This is a genomic window from Gemmatimonadota bacterium, assembly GCA_026706345.1.
Taxonomy (GTDB): domain Bacteria; phylum JAAXHH01; class JAAXHH01; order JAAXHH01; family JAAXHH01; genus JAAXHH01.
In genome coordinates, this window is the sequence record JAPOYX010000246.1 from 1 (window position 1) to 2,968 (window position 2,968).

At 61.2% G+C, this 2,968-nt stretch carries 2 protein-coding genes; both read left to right on the top strand.

What is annotated here, in order from left to right:
* On the top strand, nt 1-1,741 hold a 1,741-nt coding region (gene acnA, locus OXG98_17820), incomplete at its 5' end, for an aconitate hydratase AcnA (protein ID MCY3773869.1).
* A gap of 18 nt (nt 1,742-1,759) precedes the next feature.
* The coding region (locus tag OXG98_17825) for a M3 family metallopeptidase (GenBank protein ID MCY3773870.1) at nt 1,760-2,968 on the top strand (1,209 nt) is incomplete at its 3' end.

The window sequence follows — 2,968 nt, forward strand, 5'->3', positions numbered from 1 at the left end:
CCCGGAGACGATCGATCTCGTCGAGCGCTACTGCAAGGAGCAGGGCCTCTTCCACACTGAGGACACGCCCGACCCCATTTTCAGCGAAACCATCGAGCTGGACATGGATACTGTACGGCCCAGCCTGGCCGGACCGAAACGTCCCCAGGACCGCATCGCCCTGTCCGACATGAAAGAGCGATGGAGCGGGATGCTCTCGGCGCCGGTGGGGCCGCAGGGCTTCGGCCTGGAAAGCGGGGAGCTGGAGAACAGTGCCGAAGTCAGTTTCAAGGGTACCGACTTTTCACTGGAGCACGGCGACGTCGTGATCGCGGCCATCACCTCCTGCACCAACACCAGCAACCCAACCGTCATGATCGGCGCCGGCCTGCTCGCCAAGAAGGCCGTGGAACGGGGTCTGGACGTTAAGCCATGGGTGAAGACCAGCCTGGCGCCCGGCTCCAAGGTCGTCACCAGCTACCTGGAGGCGAGCGGGCTGATCCCCTATCTGCAGGCCCTGAACTTCCACACGGTCGGCTACGGCTGCACCACCTGCATCGGCAACAGCGGTCCCCTGCCGCAGCCGATCCGCGACGCCATCCACGACGCCGACCTGGTCGCGGCCTCGGTGTTGAGCGGCAACCGCAACTTCGAAGGGCGCATCGGCCCCGACGTGCGCGCCAACTTCCTGGCCTCGCCGCCGCTGGTGGTGGCCTACGCCATCGCCGGAACGGTGAACATCGACCTGGACAACGACCCCCTCGGCTACGACCCCACGGGAGAGCCGGTCTTCCTGCGCGACGTCTGGCCGAGCCAGGAGGAGATCCAGGCCGAAATCCATCGCAGTCTCAAGCCGGACCTGTTCCGCCAGCAGTACGCCAACGTCTTCACCGGCAACGAACAGTGGAACGAAGTGCCGATCTCCGGCGGTGAGCTCTACGCCTGGAGTCCCGACAGCACCTATATCCAGGAGCCAACCTTCTTCCTGGATATGGGTACCGATCTGCCGCCGGTACAGCCGATCGTCGGCGCACGCGTGCTGGCCGTCATGCCGGACAGCACCACGACCGATCATATCAGTCCTGCCGGCGCCATCGCGCCGGACAGCCCTGCCGGCCGCTATCTGACCGAAAAGGGCGTCCCCCGCTCCGAGTGGAACAGCTACGGCAGCCGGCGAGGCAATCACGAAGTGATGATGCGGGGCACCTTCGCCAACATCCGCATCAAGAACCAGATGCTGGACGGCGTCGAAGGCGGCTACACGGCCTACATTCCGGTCGCCGGGCAGGTTTCGGACGCCGCCGCAGGTCTTGAAGAGATGGCGATCTGGGATGCGGCATCCAGGTACGAGCAGGACGGTACACCGCTGATCATCCTAGCCGGCAAGGAGTACGGCACCGGATCCAGCCGCGACTGGGCCGCCAAAGGGCCCTGGCTGCAGGGCGTCAAGGCGGTGATTGCCGAGAGCTTCGAGCGCATCCACCGCTCCAATCTGGTCGGCATGGGCATCCTGCCGCTGCAGTTCATGGAAGGCCAGAACATGCAGACGCTGGACCTGAGCGGCTTTGAGACCTATGACATAGTCGGTTTGACCGAAGAAATGAGACCCAACCAGGCGTATACCGTGCGCGTGACACGCGAAAATGGAATCGTCGGTGAATTTGGCGTCACCAGCCGGCTGGATACGCCTGTCGAAGTGAACTACTACAAGAATGGCGGGATTTTGCACACTGTACTGCGGCGTCTCGTCAAGGAAGACTGAAAAAGGGAATATCGTCTTATGGCTGTACGTACGGAAGGAAAACAGGAACGCTATCAGATGTCGGGATGGGACCTTACGAGGCTGGTGCCGTCCGATCCCGAGGCTAACGGGTCCGGGACGCTAGCGCCCTCGTCTGCTGCCGTCGAGGAACTGCTGGGGCAGCTTGAAGAGAGTGTTGCATCGTTCGAGTCGCTGCGCAAGGAGCTCTCCGCGCAGATGGATCCGGCAAAGCTGATCGACGCCATGCAACAGTATGAAGATATCAATACGCAAGCCTACCGGCTCTTCGCTTACGGCAGCCTCTGGTTCTCGTCGGATACCCAATCGCCGGACGCGCTCACCTACACCAATCGCATGACTCAGCTGCATGCGGAGATAGGGAATCGAATGCTTTTCTTCGAGCTCTGGTGGAAGGGGCTGGACGATGAAGAGGCCGAAGCCCTGCTACCGGATGCCGGCGCCTACGCGGACTTCCGGCACTACCTGCTGGATATGCGCCTCACCAAGCCGCATATGTTGGAAGAGAGTTCGGAACGCATTATCAACTTGAAGAACACCAATGGCCCCAGCGCGCTGACGACCATCTATTCGATGTTGACGAACAGGCTTGAGTTTGAGCTTGAGGTCGACGGTGAGTTGAAACAGTTGACCCGCGAAGAGGTCATGGCACACGCCTACTCGGCCGACCCCGATATGCGCGCCGCCGCCTACCAGTGCCTCTACAAAGTGTACGAAGAAGAAGCGCCGATTCTGGCGCAGATCTATATCAATCTGGTGCGGGACTGGTATAACGAGAACGTCACGCTGCGCAGCTACGAGTCGCCAATCGCGGTGCGCAATCTGAGTAACGACATTCCCTACGAAGCCGTCCGGGCCCTGTTGGAGGTCGCCCGCCGCAACGCCCTTCTTTTCCAGCGTTATTTCACGCTCAAGGCCAAATGGCTTGGCGTGGACAAGCTGCGCCGCTACGACATTTACGCGCCCCTTATGGAGTCGTCGCGCGACGTTCCCTATGACGATGCGGTCGAGCTTGTTCTGGAAACTTTCAATCGCTTCGATCTTGATTTCGCCAGCAAGGCCCAGCGCGTCTTCGACGACAACCACGTCGACAGCGAGGTGCGCAAAGGGAAACGGGCCGGCGCCTTCTGCGCTACGGTGATGCCGAGCATCACTCCCTATGTACTCTTGAACTACACCAACAAGGTGCGCGACGTCGCCACCATCGCC